The sequence below is a fragment of the Corynebacterium sp. p3-SID1056 genome, from assembly GCF_025152525.1.
GTDB lineage: Bacteria > Actinomycetota > Actinomycetes > Mycobacteriales > Mycobacteriaceae > Corynebacterium.
Genome location: NZ_JALXXL010000007.1, coordinates 22,098 through 40,713, shown reverse-complemented (window position 1 = coordinate 40,713; position 18,616 = coordinate 22,098). Strand labels below are relative to the sequence as shown.

20 protein-coding genes are annotated in these 18,616 nt (G+C 63.7%); 11 read left to right on the top strand and 9 right to left on the bottom strand.

The genetic code is table 11. From position 1 onward, the window contains the following. The 3 genes from M3G14_RS07570 to M3G14_RS07560 are packed head-to-tail and all read right to left on the bottom strand — an operon-like array spanning nt 1 to nt 2,853. The gene (locus M3G14_RS07570; protein WP_259925919.1) at nt 1–927 is read right to left on the bottom strand and encodes an ArsA family ATPase; all 927 of its coding nucleotides are present in this window, start codon (nt 925–927) and stop codon (nt 1–3) included. Further along, nucleotides 918–1,181, bottom strand: coding sequence for a cory-CC-star protein (locus M3G14_RS07565; RefSeq protein WP_259925918.1), 264 nt, complete (start codon nt 1,179–1,181; stop codon nt 918–920). The genes M3G14_RS07570 and M3G14_RS07565 overlap by 10 nt, the downstream gene beginning before the upstream one ends. Further along, the gene (locus tag M3G14_RS07560) at nt 1,165–2,853 is read right to left on the bottom strand and encodes a carbon starvation protein A (RefSeq protein ID WP_259925917.1); all 1,689 of its coding nucleotides are present in this window, start codon (nt 2,851–2,853) and stop codon (nt 1,165–1,167) included. The genes M3G14_RS07565 and M3G14_RS07560 overlap by 17 nt, the downstream gene beginning before the upstream one ends. Nucleotides 2,854–3,025: 172 nt before the next feature. Here M3G14_RS07560 and M3G14_RS07555 point away from each other — a divergent pair, with 172 nt between their 5' ends. Continuing rightward, the gene (locus tag M3G14_RS07555) at nt 3,026–3,901 is read left to right on the top strand and encodes a hypothetical protein (protein ID WP_259925916.1); all 876 of its coding nucleotides are present in this window, start codon (nt 3,026–3,028) and stop codon (nt 3,899–3,901) included. 162 nt (nt 3,902–4,063) lie between these two features. Here M3G14_RS07555 and M3G14_RS07550 read toward each other — a convergent pair whose 3' ends face one another. Further along, complete coding sequence (locus M3G14_RS07550; protein ID WP_259925914.1) at nt 4,064–4,327, bottom strand: hypothetical protein; 264 nt, start codon at nt 4,325–4,327, stop codon at nt 4,064–4,066. Beyond that, nucleotides 4,320–4,736 (bottom strand): ribonuclease domain-containing protein, encoded by a 417-nt coding sequence (locus tag M3G14_RS07545; protein ID WP_259925913.1) that lies wholly within the window; start codon nt 4,734–4,736, stop codon nt 4,320–4,322. Before M3G14_RS07545 ends, M3G14_RS07550 begins: the two co-directional genes overlap by 8 nt. 146 nt (nt 4,737–4,882) lie before the next feature. Here M3G14_RS07545 and M3G14_RS07540 point away from each other — a divergent pair, with 146 nt between their 5' ends. The 3 genes from M3G14_RS07540 (at nt 4,883) to M3G14_RS07530 (ending at nt 9,460) form a co-directional block, all read left to right on the top strand. Then, nucleotides 4,883–6,952: a hypothetical protein gene (locus M3G14_RS07540; protein ID WP_259925912.1), complete on the top strand. Its 2,070-nt coding sequence runs from the start codon at nt 4,883–4,885 to the stop codon at nt 6,950–6,952. A 49-nt stretch (nt 6,953–7,001) separates the two neighbouring features. Next, nucleotides 7,002–8,894: a DNA primase gene (gene dnaG / locus M3G14_RS07535; RefSeq protein ID WP_259925911.1), complete on the top strand. Its 1,893-nt coding sequence runs from the start codon at nt 7,002–7,004 to the stop codon at nt 8,892–8,894. A gap of 86 nt (nt 8,895–8,980) precedes the next feature. Further along, nucleotides 8,981–9,460: a Stf0 sulfotransferase family protein gene (locus M3G14_RS07530; protein WP_259925909.1), complete on the top strand. Its 480-nt coding sequence runs from the start codon at nt 8,981–8,983 to the stop codon at nt 9,458–9,460. On the opposite strand, the gene M3G14_RS07525 is transcribed toward M3G14_RS07530, so the two are convergent. Next, a complete protein-coding gene (locus M3G14_RS07525) occupies nt 9,457–10,092 on the bottom strand; it encodes a hypothetical protein (RefSeq protein WP_259925908.1) in 636 nt (211 codons plus the stop codon). The two genes, M3G14_RS07530 and M3G14_RS07525, sit on opposite strands and share 4 nt — an antisense overlap. A 61-nt stretch (nt 10,093–10,153) precedes the next feature. On the opposite strand from M3G14_RS07525, the gene M3G14_RS07520 reads away from it, so the two are divergent. Next, complete coding sequence (locus M3G14_RS07520; protein ID WP_259925907.1) at nt 10,154–10,759, top strand: MazG nucleotide pyrophosphohydrolase domain-containing protein; 606 nt, start codon at nt 10,154–10,156, stop codon at nt 10,757–10,759. 6 nt (nt 10,760–10,765) lie between these two features. On the opposite strand, the gene M3G14_RS07515 is transcribed toward M3G14_RS07520, so the two are convergent. Continuing rightward, nucleotides 10,766–11,182, bottom strand: a complete 417-nt coding sequence (locus tag M3G14_RS07515) for a hypothetical protein (RefSeq protein WP_239244438.1) — start codon at nt 11,180–11,182, stop codon at nt 10,766–10,768. 179 nt (nt 11,183–11,361) lie between these two features. On the opposite strand from M3G14_RS07515, the gene M3G14_RS07510 reads away from it, so the two are divergent. The 3 genes from M3G14_RS07510 to M3G14_RS07500 all read left to right on the top strand — a co-directional run bounded on the left by M3G14_RS07510 (nt 11,362) and on the right by M3G14_RS07500 (nt 14,282). Next, nucleotides 11,362–12,165: a lytic murein transglycosylase gene (locus M3G14_RS07510; RefSeq protein WP_259925905.1), complete on the top strand. Its 804-nt coding sequence runs from the start codon at nt 11,362–11,364 to the stop codon at nt 12,163–12,165. A gap of 99 nt (nt 12,166–12,264) precedes the next feature. Then, complete coding sequence (eno, locus tag M3G14_RS07505; RefSeq protein WP_259925897.1) at nt 12,265–13,539, top strand: phosphopyruvate hydratase; 1,275 nt, start codon at nt 12,265–12,267, stop codon at nt 13,537–13,539. A gap of 119 nt (nt 13,540–13,658) precedes the next feature. Beyond that, nucleotides 13,659–14,282 carry a septum formation initiator family protein gene (locus M3G14_RS07500; RefSeq protein ID WP_259925896.1) on the top strand — a complete coding sequence of 208 codons (624 nt, stop codon included), beginning with the start codon at nt 13,659–13,661 and terminating at the stop codon, nt 14,280–14,282. A gap of 147 nt (nt 14,283–14,429) precedes the next feature. Here M3G14_RS07500 and M3G14_RS07495 read toward each other — a convergent pair whose 3' ends face one another. Next, nucleotides 14,430–15,458: a DUF3644 domain-containing protein gene (locus tag M3G14_RS07495; RefSeq protein WP_259925895.1), complete on the bottom strand. Its 1,029-nt coding sequence runs from the start codon at nt 15,456–15,458 to the stop codon at nt 14,430–14,432. Between the two features lie 104 nt (nt 15,459–15,562). On the opposite strand from M3G14_RS07495, the gene M3G14_RS07490 reads away from it, so the two are divergent. Then, complete coding sequence (locus tag M3G14_RS07490) at nt 15,563–16,129, top strand: DUF501 domain-containing protein (protein ID WP_259925894.1); 567 nt, start codon at nt 15,563–15,565, stop codon at nt 16,127–16,129. Beyond that, nucleotides 16,126–17,070, top strand: coding sequence for a Ppx/GppA phosphatase family protein (locus M3G14_RS07485; RefSeq protein WP_259925893.1), 945 nt, complete (start codon nt 16,126–16,128; stop codon nt 17,068–17,070). Before M3G14_RS07490 ends, M3G14_RS07485 begins: the two co-directional genes overlap by 4 nt. On the opposite strand, the gene M3G14_RS07480 is transcribed toward M3G14_RS07485, so the two are convergent. Then, nucleotides 17,067–17,339 (bottom strand): hypothetical protein, encoded by a 273-nt coding sequence (locus M3G14_RS07480; RefSeq protein WP_259925892.1) that lies wholly within the window; start codon nt 17,337–17,339, stop codon nt 17,067–17,069. The genes M3G14_RS07485 and M3G14_RS07480 overlap by 4 nt on opposite strands. 125 nt (nt 17,340–17,464) lie before the next feature. Here M3G14_RS07480 and wecB point away from each other — a divergent pair, with 125 nt between their 5' ends. After that, nucleotides 17,465–18,607 carry a non-hydrolyzing UDP-N-acetylglucosamine 2-epimerase gene (wecB, locus tag M3G14_RS07475; RefSeq protein ID WP_259925891.1) on the top strand — a complete coding sequence of 381 codons (1,143 nt, stop codon included), beginning with the start codon at nt 17,465–17,467 and terminating at the stop codon, nt 18,605–18,607. Nucleotides 18,608–18,616: the final 9 nt, after the last annotated feature.

Genomic DNA, 18,616 nt, shown 5'->3' with positions numbered 1-18,616 from the left:
CTACAGCAGCGCGGCGATCTGTTCGAGCGCTGCGCGCGTGCCGATTTCGCCCGGCAGCCATGGCAGCTCGTGCACCGGCACCGGCAGGTCGAGCAGCGCGAGCGCGTCGTCCTCGACGCGGCGGCGCGCCGCGAGGAACTCGCCGGCCTCATCCGGCGTGCGCCGGTTGACCACCGCGCCGCCGACGTGCACGCCGTGGGAGGAGAGTTCCTCGTAGAACTCCATCGACTCCAGCACCGGCAGGCGTTCGGCGGTGAGCACGATGTGGAAGACGCACTGGGCGGGGTCGGTAAGTACGGAGCGTAAGTGCTCGAACTTCTTCCGCCGTTTGAGCAGGGTGGAGCGGATCTGCTGGTTGCGGCGGTCGACAGGCGAGCCGCCAGAATCGCCGCCCATGCCGCGGACGAGCTCGCTGAACTTGTCCGACTTGTCGCGCCGGGCGAGCAGGCCGTCGGTGTAGGCGGCCATGAGCTCGGGCAGCGCCATGAGCCGTGAGGTGTGGCCGGAGGGTGCGGTGTCGAAGATCAGATGGTCGTAGTCGGAACCAGCAACCAAATCCGCAATGCGCTCGAGCAGCGCCGCCTCGTGCATGCCGGGGGAGTGGCGCGACATCTCCAGGTGCTTGTCTACCTCTTTGTGGAGGCGTTCCGGCATCATGGCGCGCATCGAGTCGCCGACGGCGCGCAAGTGCTGCGCGGTGATTGCGGCCGGGTCGAGTTCGATGGCGTCGAGGCGGGGCTCGAGGGTGAGCGGGGCGTCGAGAAGCGATTGGCCCCAGATGTGGCCGAGGTTGTGGGCGGGGTCGGTGGAGACGAGCAAGACTCGGCGCCCGCGCGCGGCGAGGCGGACTGCGGTGGCGGCGGAGACGGTCGTCTTGCCGACGCCGCCTTTGCCGCCGAAGAACATGACTGGGGCGTCTAGCAGCATGAGATCCCGTCGAGTGGTGAGCGTTCCATACCCATGCGGGTGTGCCAGGCGTGGAAGTCTTCGTACAGCAAGGGCAAAAGCTCGAGCGTGTAGTAGCTGGCGGGGTTGGGGATGCCGAGCATTTCCGAGGCGACGAGCAGGGTAAACAGGTCGTCTTCCTCGCGTGCGGCGCGGGCGAATTCGCGCCGGTAGGGCGCTTGGTAGAACTCGTTTAAGCCCGCGCCGAGCGCGGCCAGCTTACTGCGCAGGCTCATACTCGTCGGACCACTCGATCGCCGGCTCGCGGCGCGCCTTGCTGATCGCGGTGATCGCCTCGACGATGACCCAGATCGCGCAGATGATGATGACGACGTCGATGACAAGCAGCAGCCAGTTGCCGGCCTCAAACAGCGTGCGCAGCTGCAGCACCGCGGCCCACAGCGACATGAGGGTGACAAAGGCGAGCGGGATCAGCAGCGGCAGGGTGGGGCGGCGCAGCTTGGTCAGGATGACCACCAGGACAGACAGGGTGAGCCCGGCCATGAGCTGGTTGGTGGTGCCGAACAGCGGCCAGATGATCATGCCGCCGGAGCCGTCGAGGCCGGTGGAGAACGTCAAACCGAGCGCGGCGCCAACGGCGATGATGGTGGCGACCAGGCCGGAGAGCTTCACGCCCATGATCTCGGCGATTTCGCCGACGACCATGCGCTGCAGGCGCACGCCCGAGTCCATGGTGGTGGCGGCGAACAGGACGGCCATGGTGGCCAGGATCGTCGCGGACAGGGAGGTGGGGATACCCAGGCCCTGGTTCATCAGCGCGCCGCCGCCCTCGACGAACGCGTTGACGCCGCCGGCGTTCCACTCGTTGTACACGTTCTCCCAGTCGGTGAGCGTTTTGTAGCCGCCGGTGGTGGCGACGATGGTGCCGAGCGCGAGCAGGCCCTCGCCGACGGCGCCGAAGTAGCCGACGAAGCGGGCGTCGGTTTCCTTGTCCAGCTGCTTTGCCGAGGTGCCGGAGGCGACGATGCCGTGGAAGCCGGAGATGGCACCGCAGGCGATGGTGACGAACAACAGCGGGAAGATGCTGGGGGTGCCGTCCGGCACGGCGCTATTCAGCGTCGGCGCGACAATCTCCGGGCGGACGATGAAGAAGGAACCGTAGAGGATAATCAGGCCGACGAACAGCTGCAGGCCGTTGATGTAGTCGCGCGGCTGCAGCAGCACCCACACGGGCAACAGCGAGGCGACGAACGCGTAGGCGAACAGCAGGATGATCCAGATGCCGCGGTCCGGGATGCCCAGCACGGTCTCCGGCAACGCGAGCGGCACGCGGTCGCCGAGCACCATGAGCGCGTAGAGCGCGACCACGCCGACGACGGAGACGAGCGGCAGGTTCCATTTGAAGCGGTAGATGGCCTGGCCGATGAGCACGGCGACGAGGATCGCGCCCCACGTGGGGATCACGGCCGACGGGGTGGAGATGAGCAGGTTGGAGATCACCACGGCGAACGCGGTGTTGACCATGAGCAGCAGCAGGAAGATGACCACGAGGAAGAGGTTGCGCCCGCGCGCGCCGATGTAGCGGCCGGACAGCGTACCGATCGACTGGCCCTTGTGCCTTTGCGACGCCCACAGCGCCCCCAAGTCGTGCAGCCCGGCAAAAAACACCGTGCCGAGCGTGACCCACAGGAAGGCGGGTAGCCAACCCCAGATCACGGCGACGGCCGGGCCGATAATGGGCGCGGCACCGGCCACTGAGGTGAAGTGGTGGCCCCACAACACGTACTTGTTGGTGGGCACGTAGTCCACGCCGTCTTCCATGGTGTGCGCGGGCGTTTGGTAGTTCTCGGAGAGCTGGTAGACGCGCCTTCCGAGGAATTTCGAGTACAGCAGGTAGCCCGACCCCAGCATGGCTAGGCCGATGAATACCAGGAAGAGCGAGTTCATGCGCTCACCTTTCTTTCGGTGTTTCGTGTCACAGTGGGCAAAAGTATGCCACATCTCACAGCATCTTCCCACCGTTGGGGCCATCGCTTCCCGACGCCCCGTTACGTTTTCCCAGCTATATACGATGAAGGGGGTAGAAGAGTTGTATGCATTTCACAGAAAGGAAACCGTCATGCGCCGTTTCTTGATGCCCGTGATCGTCGCAACGAGCGTTGTCGCGAGCCTCGCTGTCCCCGCCACATCTGCCCTCGCCGCCGACCTCGCGCCGAAGGATGAGAAGACTTGCTCGGTGGTGACCACCGCCGCCGAGCGCGAGTTTGCCAAGACCTACGCCGACGAGGAGAAAGACCTCGGCGGCAAGCTGATCGTGGGGAAGTGGGTCCACGCCATCGAGCGCGTATTCCCAAGCGCGGAGACGTACACGGACGTCGAACTGCTGAAGAAACTCATGCCGGAGTCGCTCGCGCAGCACTACCTCGCCGTGCGCGACTCGGCCTCGAGCGCCGACATCCCCTTCGGCCCGACCGGCGCAGAGGTTTCGGACCTTGCCCACGTCGAAGCTGCGGAGGGCGAGGCGCGCCCGGTATACGCCGACCCGCAGGCCAGCGTGCGCGACCGGGCACACGCGCAGTCGCTGACCAGCGCGCTTGAGCGCCACTTCCCGGGCCTAAAGAGGAAAGAGGCGGAAGCGCTCGCCGCAGTCATGCAAAACGACGCCACCGGCGAGTACTTCAACACCCGCCTGGCCTACGAGCATGTGCTTGCCCAAGCCTCGTGGGACTGCCGCGACCTTAAGGCAAGCGGCGACAAGCTCGCCCACGTCGACCTGCCCACCAGCACGCCGACGCAGCAGGATCCTGCGCCGGGGAGCTCGCAACCTGGGCAGGGGCGCGCCTCCTCGGCGGGTACAACAGCCGGTGTCGTGGTGTTTTCCCTGCTCGCCGCCCTTGGCGTGTCGCTCGCGCTGCTCGCCACGGTCGGCCCGCAGTTCGGGCTTGCACTCCCGGAGCTGCCGGACCTTTCCGGCCTGGCCGACCTCCAGCTCTAGGCCGGCGCACGCGCTGACGACTGGTTTCGGCCCAGCGCGAACCAGTCGTCAACGCGCAAACAGCGCCGCGACTACACTTCGACCTGGGCTTTTGTGGTAGCAAAAACGCTGACGACTGGTTTGGCCGAAACCAAAACCAGTCGTCAACGCATCGCAGGCCCGTTACCGCACAAGTTCCACGCGGTTATCCCGAAACACCGCCACGACTTTCCGCGTCTCATCCGCCGGTAGCTGCCAGTCGCAGGCGACTACGCGCGCCGGGTGCGCCTCCCGCAGCAAATCCGCAAGGCCGTCGAGGTTCGTCGGCGCGGGCCGCTTAGGACCGAACACGGCCACGGAAAGCGCGGCGCAGACGTCAGCGACGCTGCCAACCGGCGCGGTGAGCAGTACTGGGTTTCGGCTTCGGCCGTGTCCTGTTCTATACATCGGTCACCTCGCAGAAGGATTCGTAGTGGTCGTCGGTGTAGTACCACACCTCGGGGTCGCCTTCGCCGCCAGTGACGATACGCCGCGCGCCGCGGTGCGACACCCCGGGCGTGTCCACGGTGTACTCGCGGTAGTAGCCGAGCTTCTCGTCGGGCAGGACGCCTTCGTAGTTGCCGAAGCGCGCGTCGTCGTTGTCGGGGTAGGGGTATGGCCCGCCCTCTTGCACAAGCGAGATGGTGTCTCGTGCCTCCGACGGCAGGTCCTGGCAGGGGTCGAGATCGCCGACATCACCAGCGCCGCTGGAGTCGCTGGTAGGGAGGAACGTATTGATGAGGAGCGCTGCGGCGACAATGACGACGCCGACGGCGGTGTTCTTCGATGTTCGGCTCACGCTGAGCCATTGTGCCATTGCATCAGAGCAGCCCCAAAGTGCTTGCGAAGTGCCTAGCAAAATCCGTAGTAGACACTGGGTATTTGGTATAAGCTGCTGTCGAGAATTACAAATCAGTGCGGCTTTGCGTTGGTCACGAAGCCGTGCCCTGCGAAAGGCAGCACATGAGAACACAGGTCAAAGGCTTGCGCCGCGCAACCGTTGCAATAGGCGTGTCGTTGGCATTGGGCGCGGGGGCAGTGTCTGCCCCCGCGCAGGAGGTTGAGTTCGGCTCGAGCGTGGAGGATCCTTACGCGGCCGGCCCGCAGCTGCCGAAGATGCAGTCGGTGCGGGTCGGAAACGTCGTGCTGCCGGGTGAGCTCGTCGGCGTAGCATCGGTTGCCGGGGTGTTGGCGATCATCGCGACGATTGTGGCGATGACGTCCAAGACACCGGGCGGGTCCTCGGGCGCAGGCGGAAGCTCGCGCATTGGCCTGAAACCGGATGAGTACCGGGCCGATAACGGGACTGTGTACAAGGTCAATCCGCAGGCCCGCAACGTTTCTACGCAGCAGGCGGCGGTGCTGTTTCCGGGCGGTGCGGACGAGATTGGCTCGACAATCACATTGAGCAACGAGGAGTTTGCACAGCTGGGTCTGCGCGCTGGCGATGTGCTGTCCATCCCACCGAGCGCGAAGTTCCCCGGTGCGGCGTTGGCGAAGATCCTCAAGGTCGAGCAGGGCGAGGAAGGCGTCACCGTCGTAACTAAGCCCGGAATCCTCGATGACGTCATCGAGTACACGAAGGGCGAGGTGAAGTTCGACGGCGTCCTGTACACCGCCGAGCCGATGAAAATTACGGACCCGGTGACCGGCGTAGAGATCGACGCGGTGCAGACGGCGGATGCGGGCAGAGAAGCGCAACTGAAGCTGGAGGCGGACATGAAGAAGCTCGCCAAGGCGAAGAAGATCGCAGGTGCCGATGCACTGTCCGAGGCAAAGCTTACCGGCACCGCAACCTTCACCACGCAGCTCGGCCTGGATAAGGAAAGCGCCGAGAAGGAAGCGGATAAGAGCTTTGAGCTGACAACGAAGCTGAACGTGAACTTCAACGCCAAAACAAGCGCCAAGGTTGACCTTGGTGAGGACCTGGGCAAGATCGTCGAGAAGGAATTGCAGAAGCGTTTTTCTGCGACGAGGCAGTGGACGTTCCCGGCAGGGCCCGTGTGGATTTACCTGGAGACAGGGATTGAGCCTACCTTTGCGTCGAAACTCTCCGCCGAGAGCGCATGGGGGATCACCCTCGACGCCTCGAAGGAACAGGTCATTGGCTACAAGTTCGATGCTTCTGAAGACCGACTCGAGCAGATTTCCCGCGAAGTTTCCCCAGCGAAGGTGACATCTGAGCTAAAGAACGGGGAGGTCGCTTTTACCGCGAAGATCGAGCCCGGCGCGCAGGTGACCGCCGGTCTGTGGAAGACATTCAACGGTGCGCTTGGCGCAAGCCTTGAGGCCAAAGCGGAACGGAAGAAAGAAATTTGCGACGCGACGCTGACACTCAACGCGCCGAAGGGCGAGATCACCGTTGAGTCACCGACTGGAGCCCTGTTGGGCGACTGGGCAGCGCTGGAGTTTTTCAGCCTCAAGCTGAAAAACGAGGCGCTGAAGAAGAAGTGGGACCTTGGCTGTGCTGACAAGGACAGCGGCGTAACGACGGAGAGCGAGGGCACTGAGGTATCAGATGAGCTGAAGCGCAAGATGCTCAACATGCAGATCCCCGCGGTATGCGGGCACAACGGCGGGCGGCTGCACGACGGCCGTTTGGAAGAATCGGCGATCACCTACACCGGTGGGTTCGTTGACATTCGGACGCGTGTCGGCGAGAGCGTCGACGCCCCGCGCACCGTCAACGCGAAGCAGATCACCGTCGACGGCGAGGAGCGGATCCTGCTGGTCGCGCAGTGCTTCGCAGGCGGCGTCGGGTGGCCGCAGAGTCTCTTCCTCTTGGACAAGGACCTGAATTTCGTCGGGGTCGGCGAGAACCGTAGCGGCCTGCAGGTTGATCCGCAGCGTCCGCTGGCGCGCCGGCCGTTCTACGTCTTCGACACGGAGGGCGACACCGTACGCCTGAAGTACGGGGCCGCTGACGAGGGCGACGCGATGGCGGCACCTTCGCTCCTCGTCGAGGGAACCTACCGCGTCGATGGCCAGCGCCTGACGCCGGTGAGCACCCCGCGCGTTGAGAAAATGTTCTGATAGCGGCACGCGCATCCGGTCGTTTTGCGTTGCGGGATAGGATGGGCGCATGGCAAGGGGCAGGATTCCGGAAAGCGACATCGAGGCGATCCGCGAGCGCGCGGCGATCGAAGAGATCGTCGGCGAGTACGTCCAGCTCAAGCCGGCCGGCCACGATTCGCTGAAGGGCTTAAGCCCCTTCAAGGACGAGAAGACGCCGAGTTTCCACGTCCGCCCCGCGCGCGGCTACTACCACTGTTTTTCCACCGGCAAGGGTGGCGATGTCTTCAACTTCCTCATGGAGTTGGAGCAGCTGACCTTCCCGGAGGCGGTCGAGGCGGTCGCGGACACGATCGGCTACCACATCAATTACCAGGGCGGTTCCACGGGCGCGCGCGACGTCAAGCCCGGCACCCGCAAGCGCCTGCTGGCGGCCAACAAGGCGGCGCACGAGTTCTACCGCGAGCAGCTCGAGACCCCCGAGGCCGAGCCTGGCCGCAATTTCCTGCTGGAGCGCGGCTTCGACAAGGAGCTCATCTACCGCTTCGAGTGCGGCTACGCGCCTGACGGCTGGGACACCCTGACCAAGCACCTGCTGCGCCGCGGCTTCGAGGTGCAAGAGCTTATCGACGCCGGCATTTCCTCCATGGGCCGCCGCGGACCCATCGACAAGTTCCGCCGCCGCCTGATCTGGCCGATCAAGGACGCGGCCGGCAACACGATCGGCTTCGGTGCCCGCAAGCTTTTCGACGACGACCCCATGGGCAAGTACATGAACACCCAGGACACCTTGCTGTACCACAAGTCCAAGGTGCTCTTCGGGCTGGATCTGGCCAAGCGCAACATTTCCGAGCGCCACCAGACCGTCATCGTCGAGGGCTACACGGACGTGATGGCGATGCACGCTGCGGGCGTGACCACCGCCGTCGCCTCCTGCGGCACCGCCTTCGGTGCGGAGCACCTCGCCGCCATCCGCCGCCACATGCTCGACGACAGCTACTTCCGTGGCGAGCTCATCTATACCTTCGACGGCGACGAGGCCGGCCAGAAGGCCGCGATGCGCGCCTTCGAGGGGGACCAGCAGTTCACCGGCCAGTCCTTCGTCGCGGTTGCGCCCGAAGGCATGGACCCCTGCGACCTGCGCCTGGCCCAGGGCGATGCGGCCCTGCGCGACCTCGTCGCCCGCCGCGTGCCCATGTTCGAGTTCGTCATCGAGTCGCTGCTCAAGGACTACTCGCTCGATTCCGCTGAAGGCCGGGTGCAAGCTTTACGACGCACCGTGCCCGTCGTCGCCGCCATCGAGGATCAAGTCCTGCAAAAGGAGTACGCACGCAGGCTGGCCGGTTGGGTGGGCTGGCCCAACCCGGACGAAGTCCTCGACCAGGTACGCGCCGAGGCAAAACGCCCGAAGAAGGACCAGCGCCGCGTCGCGGTCAAGCGCGACACAGAAACCGCAGCACCCGGCCAACCGCCCGCGCTGCAGCCGCCGAACCCGCGGGACCCGATCCTGTGGCCCCAGCGCGAAGCGCTCAAGGTCGCGCTGCAGTACCCGGACAAGGCCGGTACGTATTTCGAGGGCATCAACCCGGACGCATTCACCAACGACGCCTACCGCCAAGTCCGCGAGGCCATCGGTGCCGCCGGGGGCGTAGCTGCCGCGGAAGAGCACGGCCCGAACTTCCTCGCCGCGGTCGCCGGCGAGATGCGCGACCTTGCCGGACGTAACTTCGTCTCTGAGCTCGCCGTCGAGCCGATCCACGCCGACGACATCGACCGCTACGTCGACTCCGTCCTCTCTCGACTGCAGGAAACTCGCGTGGGCGACCAGATCGCGCAGCTGAAATCCCAGCTCGAGCGCATGCGACCCTCGGAGGAGCCGGAGGCCTACAACGCGCTTTTCTCCGACCTGGTCGCACTCGAGCAGGCGCGCCGGGAGCTCAACGACCGCGCCTCGCGAGCGTGAGCGCGCGTCACGGCCGCGTCAGTTTTCCGTACCAAAACAATCACGACGCCTGTAACGCCAGCCGTCTGCGCGTAGATTTCTAGAGTATGACCAAGAACACACACGCGGCCCGCGTCGCCGCTCTCTCAGCAGCTCTTGTACTTTCCGCCACCTCCGTCGTCGGCACCGGCACCGCGCTCGCGGACGAGCCTTTCGAAGGCCCCGACTGGACCGGCGGCTACTACGTCCCCGAGGAGGACTACCCGTCGGACCCCGGCTACGCCACGGCCTGGCGCAGCTACGAGGTCATCCGGCTGGGTGACCGCCGTTTCTTCGACTATGGCACGCAGGGCGTGCGCGTCGTTGGCAAGTTCGACGGCGATCGCGTTCTCTGTATGTCAAACGCCAAAGCAGGCATGCAGGGGTGCTATGTCAAGGATCAGAAGATCACGGAGTTCTCCGGCTACCCGAAGACGATCACCACGGACGCAAACGTCGCTCCCTTCGCACCGGTGATCGGCTTCTTCCTGGCTATCGGCTACAAGTTCAACAACCTCGGCACTGCGGGTGCCGGCTTGAGTAGCTAGTTCTCCGCGTTCTTGCGGATCGCGTACTCGACCGCATCCAGCGGCAGTGACGCGTCGTACTCGTCGCGCGCCTTCTTCAGCGCGGCGAGGTACTCGGCGTAGTCTTCTGCCGTCCAGTCGGCGGTTTTCTCCAGCCCGGCTGCGGCCGCGCGCTTGGAGCAGATAATCACCGGCTTCTCGTCCGCGGCCTCCTGTGGCCCGGCGAGGAAGTACGCCAGGTGCGAGGCGAACTTCGGTGCAAGCCCGGTCGCAACCAGAGACCCGTAGGCCGCGACCGCGTCCTTGCCCTCAATCCCACGGATGGCCTGCAGTAGCTGGTTGGCGTTGTGCTTGTTGCGCAAAAACTGCTGCAGCTGCAGGACCTGGTTGCTCTGGCCAGCTGCATAGGCAAACGCGGCACCGAGGAAGTCGATGATCTGGTCGCGGTTATAGCCGGAGTCCACCACGTCCTGCGCGAAGAGGAAGACATCGCGGCGGGTCAGCGACGCGGTCGCGTCGTCGCGGAAGGGCGGGACGCGGCGCAGGTGGTGTGGCCAGCCGGTTTTCCAGCGGATGGGGGAGAAGGTCGACGACGCTGCGGCGACGTCCTCGGCGGTCGGTTTCTGGGCGGCAAGCGCTTCTGCGATAGTCATGGGTCTATCCTTGCATGTCCGCACGCGTTGGTGGCAACGCCCCGCGTTTACAATGCGGTGTATGACTGTGTTGGTGCTTGATGCTCGGTGGCCGCAGATGGTGCCGGTGGACGTTGCGCAGAGGCTCGTGGGTCCGCTGGAGTTTACGGCGGAGGTGCCCATTTCGGTGCGCTGGTCGCTCAACCCCGCCTCCACGGTGGGCACCCCGTGGCTGATCACAACCGACCCCGACGACCCCCAGGTCCGCGAGCGCGCGGCAGCCGGGGAGGAGATCCTCACCGTGCCCTCCCTGCAAGACCCCGTGGCCGAGGCCGTGCGCGTGATGGGGCAGGCCCGCCGCCGCGGCGAGTGGGAGCGCACCATGTCGCACGAAAAACTCGTGCCCTACCTGCGCGAGGAGGCAGCGGAGCTGGCCGAGGCAATCGAGTCGGGGGCCGTCGATGAGGAGCTCAAAAAAGAGCTTTCCGACGTCCTCCTGCAGGTCCTCTTCCATGCCGAAATCGCCGCCGAGCGCGAAGCTTTCGACTTCGCGGACGTCGCGGCGGCGTTCGTGGAAAAGATGCGTGTGCGCGCCCCGTACTTCTTCGACGGCTCAACGGGCCTGGTCGACCTAGAAACGCAGGAGCGCCTCTGGACCGAGGGCAAGGCCCGCGAACAGGCCGAGTAACCCCGACTAGCGCGCCGGCAGCGCCGGGATCAGGTTACGGATCTCCGGCAGGCCCGCCTGCGAGGACATCTGCGAGCTCATGGCGATGGCCTGGTTGAGCGGGGTGACCTCGTCCGGCTTGACAACGCCGCACTCCAGCGCGCGGTCGCCCAGCGTGTTCACGGTCGGCGCAGCAACGAGGCGCAGCGCAGCATCCTCGCCGACGGCCTTGTTTACGTTGCCCACGAACTCGGAGCGGGTGGTGTTCTCGTTGGCTAAGCCAGCGCCGCGCACGACGGTGCGCAGGGCGTTGCAGTCCATGGTCTTCACATTGCCGTTGAGCGCGCGGATGAGCTCGGCGTAGTTGGTCTGCGCGTTCGCAGGTGCGGCGAGCGCGCCGAATGCGAGTGCGCCAGCAACGAGGGCGGTGGTGATGCGCTTCATGGTTTCGGGTCCTTTCGAATGGGTTCTGAGGAAGCGTCGGCCACGAAGCGTGACCGCTCGCGCAACAGCCTACACGTAACTGAAGTGACAGGTGTGAATTAGGTGGCCAATGTGACGACCGAACAGGTCGTTCCCGCCCACCATCAATGCCCAACGGGCCGTGGGTAAGCTGTGCCCTTATGACAAATCCTCGCCGCATCGCAAGGGGCTGCGGCTGCGCCGGGCTCCTCGTGGTTACGCTTGCCATCATCCTGGCGATCTCGCTTGTGGCGTGGGTACTGTCCTTCCTCGGCGAGCCAATGCCCGGCCAAAACCGCGAGCCGGTCCCCGACACCATTCCGCCGGCCGCAGCAGAGGCACCGCCGCTTATCGACGTCCACGGCCCCGGCCGCACCGCCGACCAGCTCGCCGAGTGGGCCGCGCCGATCGCCGACGCCACCGGCATCGACCCGCAGGCCGTCCGCGCCTACGGCAACGCCGCGCTTATCGCTGCCGATGCCTGGCCCGCCTGCCATATCTCGTGGAACACGCTCGCGGGCATTGGCTGGGTGGAAACCCGCCACGGCACCTACACCGGCCACGCCTTCGACCCGGGCCGGCTCAACGAGGCGGGCGTGGCCGACCCCCATATCATCGGCCCGGCGCTCGACGGCTCGGAAAGCTTCGCTACGGTCCACGACACCGACGGCGGGGTACTCGACGGCGACACGGTCTACGACCGCGCACTCGGCCCCATGCAGTTCATCCCGGAGTCCTGGTATCACTACGGCCGCGACGCGGACGGCGACGGCTACCCAGACCCGCAGCAAATCGACGACTCCGCACTCGCCGCCGCCAACCTGTTGTGCGCAAAGGGCGGCGACCTGGCCACCGAGCAGGGCTGGCGCGCCGCCGTGTTCGGCTACAACAACTCCAACGATTACGTGGCCAAGGTCCGCGAGGCCGCGGCAAACTACGCGCTGAACCAGCCCGCCCGCCGCTAGCGTCGAAAATCGCACCACGCGCAAGCATTTTCGGCGAAGTTCTGGAACAATTGGTGGCTGGAAACTTCCATTCACTCTTCTAAGGAGTTGTGTCCAAAAATGGCTATGATTATCCACGCCTTCGCTCGCGAGATCCTTGATTCCCGCGGTAACCCCACCGTCGAGGCCGAGGTGCTGCTGGACGACATGTCCAACGGTATTGCAGGCGTCCCGTCTGGCGCGTCGACCGGTGTGCACGAGGCGCACGAGCTGCGCGACGGCGGCGACCGCTACCTGGGCAAGGGCGTGCAGAAGGCCGTGGAGAACGTCAACGAGGAGATCGCTGACGCCATCGCCGGCATCGAGGCGGATGACCAGCGCCTGATCGACCAGGCCATGATCGAGCTGGACGGCACCGACAACAAGTCCCGCCTGGGTGCGAACGCCATCCTGGGCGTATCCATCGCAGCGGCGAAGGCCGCCGCAGAGTCCGCCGGCCTCCCGCTGTACCGCTACATCGGCGGCCCGAACGCACACATCCTGCCGGTGCCGATGATGAACATCCTCAACGGCGGCGCGCACGCGGACTCCGGTGTGGACGTCCAGGAGTTTATGATCGCCCCGATCGGTGCGGAGTCCTTCGCTGAGGCGCTGCGCATGGGTGCTGAGGTCTACCATGCGCTCAAGTCCGTGATTAAGGACAAGGGCCTGTCCACCGGCCTGGGCGACGAGGGCGGCTTCGCTCCGTCCGTCGAGTCCACCAAGGCTGCGCTCGACCTCATCGTCGAGGCCATCAAGAAGGCCGGCCTGAAGCCGGGCGAGGACATCGCCCTGGCGCTCGACGTCGCATCCTCCGAGTTCTTCGAGGACGGCGTGTACAAGTTCGAGGGCGGCGAGCACTCCGCCGAGGACATGGCCAAGGTCTACGAGGAGCTGATCAACGAGTACCCGATCGTCTCCATCGAGGACCCGCTGCAGGAGGACGACTGGGAGGGCTACACCAAGCTCACCGCCGCTATCGGCGACAAGGTCCAGATCGTCGGCGACGACTTCTTCGTCACCAACCCGGAGCGCCTCGCCCGCGGTATCGAGGAGAAGGCCGCCAACGCCCTGCTGGTCAAGGTCAACCAGATCGGTACCCTCACCGAGACCTTCGACGCAGTCGACCTCGCACACCGCAATGGCTACCGCACCATGATGTCGCACCGTTCCGGCGAGACCGAGGACACCACCATCGCCGACCTCGCCGTCGCCCTTGGCTGCGGCCAGATCAAGACCGGTGCCCCGGCTCGCTCCGAGCGCGTGGCGAAGTACAACCAGCTGCTGCGCATCGAGCAGGAGCTTGACGACGCTGCCGTCTACGCAGGCCGCTCCGCATTCCCGCGCTTCAAGTAGGCCCCGCCTGCTTATCGACGCCCCCTTCGCCCGGCCCCGCGCCGCGGCCGGAGGGGGCGTTCGCATTCCCGCGCGCCTACGCGCACGCATAGGCCGACGGACTAGACTCAAATACCACTATGTCCCCACGCGCATCGCAGTCCACGAACCGGAAACGCGGGCGAGGCAAAACGCCCCGCACCGTTCCGGTGGCCTCCCGCGAGCGCGGCAAGGACCAACGCGCCGCCAAGGCAACGGCGAAGAAGCGCCGCCTCCCGGCGATGTTCCAGCAAGACATCACCAGCACCGCGATCCTGATCGCCCTGGTGATCGCCGTCCTCATCGCCATCGCCGTCCCGCTGCGCAACTACTACGAGGGCCGCGCCGAGATCGCCCGTGCGCAGTCTTCCATCGAGCAGCTCGAGCGCCGCAAGGCGGAGCTGGAAGCAGACATCGCCAAGTACGAGGATCCCGCCTACGTGGAGCAGGAGGCGCGCCGCCGCCTCGGCGTGATGGCAGAAGGGGAGTCCGCGTGGCGCATCATCGACCCGCGGATGTCCCACAGTCCGTCCATCACCACCGACGAGGTCCCAGACGAGCGCTCCTGGAGCGAAGTCATGTGGGATTCTCTCCGCGAACTCCCGGAGCCGGACGCTCCTGCGCCAACGGAGCATTCCGAACAACCAACAGATGCATCCCAGACCGATCTCACCTCAGCTGTTCCAGAGGAAGTTGGCGGAGTTGCCGAGGACACCGAGGAGTAGCGGTACTGAACTGATTTGCTCTTGCCAGAGATGCGCCGGCACAGTAGCCTTGGGCGTAGGCACCAACCCGAGAAGGATAAAGCTGGGTTCCCGAATGGGAGTAAGGCTTCAGGCCGAGAATTCCTTTGCTCCGGGGGTTGGTGTCTTTTACTTTGCGCTGGTTGAATGGTGTTTTAGTTTGTCTAGGTACGTATCCGGCTCCTTAGAGAGACGTTCCACGATGAACTCGATTGCTCGTTGGCTATAGACGTAATAGGGGTTTTCATCTGCGCTATTTCGGTTGTAACTGAACCTGCTATCGCCCTTGAAGTTATGGCCCTTCACAAAGAGGTTGAAATGGAATTTGTTAAATCGCGGGATCTCCTCTCCGCCGAAGAATATCTTCACGCCCCGACCTTTTAAGCGCGCATTAACCTTTTCGATGCACGCGCTAGTTCGAAATGGGTAATAACTACTGGCATCGCGAATATCTTTCACAATGCTTACCCCCTCGCTGGCGTCTTTGGTGACAAAGACATTCAGGTCAGCGTCTTGCTGGCGTTTCACTAAGCGAAGAGAAGTTTCATATACGGCGGCGACAGAACTATTTCCTTCGTCTCCTACAACGCTGGCCAAGTCCCTCTGGTTCTCGAGAAGCTTTTTGGCAACGGCAGGGTCGTATTTAGCTCGGATCACTTCGGGTTCGATCGACCCTCTTCGCACGGCCAGTGTGAGGTGGTTTTCTGGCATGATGTCGCTCACCGAATCGCCGTGGAGGTTTTCCAGCTGCTCCGCGTAGTTTGTCACCGCTGCTTGCAGAAAAGGACCATAGAAAAGTTCGTACTCATCAGTAATGAAATGAGTGTTCGTATTTCGAAACCTGATGAGCTCACGCATGTTCACCCGCAGCGGTGATTTGTCGTTGGAGAAAATCCTTTTGAGGCAGTCTTCGAGCGAGATTGTTCGATCGGGATTGTCGGGGTAGTAAATTGCCTCCAGGCCCTCTTCTTCAATCAGGTGCGCTTTGAGCATGAGCTCCCATGCGTTACAAAGAAAAATTGAGCAAGCTTCTGCGTGGTATCGCAGCGTTGGGCGGTTATAAAGTTCGACAGCTAGTGCGAAGGCCTCCTTGCTCTTGTCGAGCAAACGTTTCGCAACATGGTCGCCGCTCGCTTGGTGCACCTTTTCGTCGCTCATAAGAGAAGAGCCTAGTGATTCATGGCATTCTCTGTTGCTCTCTCAAGATGCCTAATCCGTTTCCTGTCCAAGCACCCACCCCGCCCTGTGTCACAATATGGCTCATGCAACATGAATCACCCACTCCGGAGGATCTCGCCACAGTCGCCGACCAGCTCGGCCGCGTACCCCGCGGCGTGCTCGCGATCGCCTACCGCACGCCCGACGGCCAGCCCGCCGTGCTCAAGACCGCCCCAAAGCTTGACGACGGCACGCCGTTCCCCACCCTCTACTACCTCACAGACCCACGCCTCACCGCCGAAGCGTCCCGCCTCGAAGTCGCCCAGGTGATGAAGTGGATGGAGTCCCGGCTTAACGAGGACTCCGACAGCAGCGAAACCCTGCGCAAGGACTACCTCGCCGCGCACGAGCACTACCTCGCCGAGCGCAACGCCATCGAAGACCTGGGGACCGATTTCTCCGGCGGCGGGATGCCTGAACGTGTGAAGTGCCTCCACGTGCTTATCGCTTACGCGCTTGCCGAAGGCCCCGGCCGCGTCCGCTTCGGCGACGAAGCCGTAGCCCTTGCCGCCGAGCACGGCAACCTGCGCGGCACAGCGATCCCTGCGGACTGGCCCAGGCTCGAGGACCTCGGCATCACCCTCGACGAGGCAGGGGAGGGGCTCGCATGAGCGCCCCACTGACCGTCGCCGCCGTCGACTGCGGCACCAACTCCATCCGCCTGCTTATCACTCGCCGAGAAGCCGACGGCACGCTCACCGAGATCACCCGCGAAAACACGATCGTCCGTCTCGGGCAGGGCGTCGACGAGACCGGCAGGTTTAACCCGGAGGCAATTGAGCGCACGCGCAAGGCGCTTGCCGCCTACACCGAAAGAATGCGCGCCGAAGGCGTCGAGCGCGTACGCATGGTCGCTACCTCAGCGACACGCGACGCGGAAAACCGTGAGGACTTCTTCGCTATGACTCGCGAGCTCCTCGGCCAGATCCAGCCGGGCGCGCAGGCCGAGGTAATCTCCGGTGACGAGGAAGCCCACCTGTCGTTCCTTGGTGCCACTGCGGACATTGACCCGGCACGCGGGCCCTTCTGTGTTATCGACCTCGGCGGCGGGTCCACGGAGTTCGTTATGGAGCAAGGGGCACGTTCCACCCAGATGGGGTGCGTGCGCGTCACGGAGCGCTTCATGCGCACCGATCCGCCCACGGAAGAGGAAACGGCGGTAGCACGCGCCTACATCCGCGAGCGTATCGCGGAGGCCGCCGAAGCAGTTCCCTTTGCCCAAGCACGCACATTCGTTGGCTGCGCGGGGACCTTTACGACGCTCTCTGCACTTGCACAGGAGCTTGACTCCTATGACCCGGAGCGCATCCACATGTCGGAGATTCCTTTCGACCGCATGCGTCAGGTCACCGCGGATTTGCGCGCCCGCACCGCGAAGCAGCGCCTCGAATACGAGCCTATGCACCCCGGGCGAGCAGACGTGATTGGATCCGGCTCAACAGTCGTGGAGGAGATGACGGACGCTTTCGAGCGAGAAGCTGGCCCGTCATCCTTCATCATCAGCGAGAAGGACATTCTCGACGGGATCGTCGCCGGCTTACTCGCAGACTAGTCCTCGTCGGGCTCGAGGATCTGATCCTCGAGCTCTGCGTTCTTCTTGCCCCGCAGCTTGCGACCCCTGCGGAGGTCCTTCACCTCTCGCATGCGTGGTTCGGGGTCGATTTTGTTTGCAATGGCCTTGCGGGTGGACTCCACCACCTGCTTGGTCATTGGCGAGTTCATCGCCGCTTGGGTGGCGTTAACAATCTGGTGGTAGCGCTTGCGGCCGGCTTTCGTGCCGAACACGTACCCGGCGGCTGCTCCGACAACGAATTGGTACATGGCTACCACCATACTTGTGGTACGTACCAAGACAACGTGGTTGTCTCAGATGCGGTAGTTTAAATAGAAGTACCTAGAATCTGACCCGGCTGCGAGGAATCGTGTCTTCTCACAAACCCAAAGTAATGACCGTCTACGGCACCCGCCCAGAGGCGATCAAGGTGGCCCCAGTCATCAAAGCACTGGAGGAGGATGACAGATTTGAATCTGTCGTAGTGTCAACTGGCCAGCACCGTGAGATGCTGGAACAGGTAAACAAGCGCTTTGGCATCGAGCCCGATCATGACATGGGGCTGATGAAACCAGGACAGAGTCTGAATGAGCTGGTTTCCCGTGCCATCCAGGGCTTGGACCCCATCATCGAGGAAGAACAGCCGGATGCGATCATCTCGCAGGGCGATACGTCTACCGCAATGGTCGCTGCGCTCGCAGGTTTCCATCGTGGTGTGAAAATCGTCCACCTGGAGGCTGGCCTGCGGACTGGCAATATCTTCTCTCCGTTCCCCGAAGAGGCGAACCGCAAGATTATCGGGCAGCTCGCAAGCCTGCACCTCGCGCCGACCGAGCAGTCGAAGGAGAATCTCAGGCGGGAAAACTTCCGAAGCAAAGACATCGTAGTCACGGGCAACACGGTTATCGACGCCCTTCTGACCGCCAAGGAATGGGACGTCACCTTTGATGATGAGCGACTGCAGGCGCTGCAGCATAGCGACCAAAAGGTAGTCCTAGTCACCACCCACCGCCGCGAAAATCTTGACGCAATGGCGGAAATTGGCGGAGCCGTACAAGACCTTGCAAAGGCATATCCCGATTTTGTGTTCGCGCTACCGCTTCACCTGAACCCGAAAGTTCGCGATGCGGTGCTGCCGGAGGTGGAGAGCCTGCCGAATGTCATCATCACTGATCCTCTGCCTTACGACCAATTCACTGCACTCTTGAACCGTGCTTACCTCGTGCTCACCGACTCCGGTGGTGTGCAGGAAGAAGCACCTTCCCTGGGCAAACCTGTTTTGGTCATGCGTGAAAACACAGAACGTCCTGAAGCAGTTGTTGCTGGGACAGTCAAGCTCGTCGGCACTGACCGCAACCGGATCGTTGCGGAAGCGAAAAACTTGCTTGATCAGGATGCTGCATACGAAGCGATGGCGAATGCAGTCAATCCTTACGGCGATGGTAGAGCTGCTGAGCGCGCGATTGCCGCAATCTCCGCATTAATGGGCGTCGGTGAGCGGATTGATGAATTCGCTCCAACCATCGCGATTAAATAGGGTACTCGT

What these genes read in the sequence shown, in the direction of transcription:
- M3G14_RS07565 (WP_259925918.1), bottom strand. Translation starts at nt 1,181, where the DNA reads ATGAGCCTGCGCAGTAAGCTGGCCGCGCTCGGCGCGGGCTTAAACGAG.
- M3G14_RS07485 (WP_259925893.1), top strand. Translation starts at nt 16,126, where the DNA reads ATGAGCGCCCCACTGACCGTCGCCGCCGTCGACTGCGGCACCAACTCC.
- M3G14_RS07545 (WP_259925913.1), bottom strand. Translation starts at nt 4,736, where the DNA reads ATGGCACAATGGCTCAGCGTGAGCCGAACATCGAAGAACACCGCCGTC.
- M3G14_RS07525 (WP_259925908.1), bottom strand. Translation starts at nt 10,092, where the DNA reads ATGACTATCGCAGAAGCGCTTGCCGCCCAGAAACCGACCGCCGAGGAC.
- M3G14_RS07500 (WP_259925896.1), top strand. Translation starts at nt 13,659, where the DNA reads ATGTCCCCACGCGCATCGCAGTCCACGAACCGGAAACGCGGGCGAGGC.
- M3G14_RS07510 (WP_259925905.1), top strand. Translation starts at nt 11,362, where the DNA reads ATGACAAATCCTCGCCGCATCGCAAGGGGCTGCGGCTGCGCCGGGCTC.
- M3G14_RS07515 (WP_239244438.1), bottom strand. Translation starts at nt 11,182, where the DNA reads ATGAAGCGCATCACCACCGCCCTCGTTGCTGGCGCACTCGCATTCGGC.
- dnaG (WP_259925911.1), top strand. Translation starts at nt 7,002, where the DNA reads ATGGCAAGGGGCAGGATTCCGGAAAGCGACATCGAGGCGATCCGCGAG.
- M3G14_RS07520 (WP_259925907.1), top strand. Translation starts at nt 10,154, where the DNA reads ATGACTGTGTTGGTGCTTGATGCTCGGTGGCCGCAGATGGTGCCGGTG.
- wecB (WP_259925891.1), top strand. Translation starts at nt 17,465, where the DNA reads ATGACCGTCTACGGCACCCGCCCAGAGGCGATCAAGGTGGCCCCAGTC.
- M3G14_RS07555 (WP_259925916.1), top strand. Translation starts at nt 3,026, where the DNA reads ATGCGCCGTTTCTTGATGCCCGTGATCGTCGCAACGAGCGTTGTCGCG.
- M3G14_RS07560 (WP_259925917.1), bottom strand. Translation starts at nt 2,853, where the DNA reads ATGAACTCGCTCTTCCTGGTATTCATCGGCCTAGCCATGCTGGGGTCG.
- M3G14_RS07480 (WP_259925892.1), bottom strand. Translation starts at nt 17,339, where the DNA reads ATGTACCAATTCGTTGTCGGAGCAGCCGCCGGGTACGTGTTCGGCACG.
- M3G14_RS07490 (WP_259925894.1), top strand. Translation starts at nt 15,563, where the DNA reads ATGCAACATGAATCACCCACTCCGGAGGATCTCGCCACAGTCGCCGAC.
- M3G14_RS07530 (WP_259925909.1), top strand. Translation starts at nt 8,981, where the DNA reads ATGACCAAGAACACACACGCGGCCCGCGTCGCCGCTCTCTCAGCAGCT.
- M3G14_RS07540 (WP_259925912.1), top strand. Translation starts at nt 4,883, where the DNA reads ATGAGAACACAGGTCAAAGGCTTGCGCCGCGCAACCGTTGCAATAGGC.
- M3G14_RS07495 (WP_259925895.1), bottom strand. Translation starts at nt 15,458, where the DNA reads ATGAGCGACGAAAAGGTGCACCAAGCGAGCGGCGACCATGTTGCGAAA.
- M3G14_RS07550 (WP_259925914.1), bottom strand. Translation starts at nt 4,327, where the DNA reads ATGTATAGAACAGGACACGGCCGAAGCCGAAACCCAGTACTGCTCACC.
- eno (WP_259925897.1), top strand. Translation starts at nt 12,265, where the DNA reads ATGGCTATGATTATCCACGCCTTCGCTCGCGAGATCCTTGATTCCCGC.
- M3G14_RS07570 (WP_259925919.1), bottom strand. Translation starts at nt 927, where the DNA reads ATGCTGCTAGACGCCCCAGTCATGTTCTTCGGCGGCAAAGGCGGCGTC.